The sequence below is a fragment of the Tautonia rosea genome (assembly GCF_012958305.1).
In the GTDB taxonomy this organism is placed as follows: Bacteria; Planctomycetota; Planctomycetia; order Isosphaerales; family Isosphaeraceae; genus Tautonia; species Tautonia rosea.
The window spans coordinates 1-344 of record NZ_JABBYO010000065.1; the positions used below are offsets into that span (position 1 = coordinate 1).

Sequence of the window (344 nt, forward strand, 5' to 3'; positions counted from 1 at the left end):
GGAACCGGCCCGGGTCTTCGCCGAGTTGCGTTATCAGACCCTGGAGAGCTGGAGCCGCACGCGGCGGGTGGTGGCCAAGGCCGAGCACCTGGCCCGGGGAGCCAACCCCCGCTTCGTGGTCACATCGATCTCGGCCGAAGCCCGACCGGCGCAGCCGCTCTACGAGGAGGACTACTGTGCCCGCGGCGAGGCGGAGAATCGGATCAAGGAACAACAATTGTACCTGTTTGCCGATCGGACCAGTGCCGGGACGATACGGGCCAACCAGCTGCGGCTGTTCTTCGCGTCGGTGGCGTATACCCTGCTCAATGCGTTGCGTCGGCGGGGCCTGCCGGGGACCGACC

The 344-nt window shown here is 67.4% G+C and carries 1 protein-coding gene; it reads left to right on the forward strand.

From position 1 onward, the window contains the following. Nucleotides 1-344: transposase (locus HG800_RS26845; protein WP_182830418.1), on the forward strand; the 344-nt coding region annotated here is incomplete at both ends.